Origin of the sequence: Enterobacter sp. UNJFSC 003 (genome assembly GCF_036903355.1) — a bacterium.
Classification (GTDB): Bacteria; Pseudomonadota; Gammaproteobacteria; order Enterobacterales; family Enterobacteriaceae; genus Enterobacter.
In genome coordinates this window covers 1-257 of record NZ_JBAKHK010000233.1, presented here as the reverse complement: position 1 = coordinate 257, position 257 = coordinate 1, and the positions used below count along the sequence as shown (strand labels likewise).

General features: G+C 58.0%; 1 pseudogene. It reads left to right on the top strand.

What is annotated here, in order from left to right:
- Positions 1-257, top strand: a pseudogene (locus V5P19_RS23940) (EEP domain-containing protein); the annotation flags it as partial.

Below are 257 nucleotides of genomic sequence, written 5' to 3'. Positions count from 1 at the left end.
GATGGTGCGGAAAAGCGCGGCGTGCTCTACTGCCGCATTGTGCCGCCGATGACCGGAAAAGCGATTCATGTGATGTGCGTACATCTGGGCCTGCGTGAGGCGCACCGTCAGGCGCAGCTTGCGATGCTCGCCGAATGGGTGAATGAGCTACCGGACGGCGAACCGGTATTGGTGGCGGGTGATTTCAATGACTGGCGGCAAAAAGCTAATCATCCGTTAAAAGTGCAGGCCGGACTGGATGAGATATTTACCCGCGC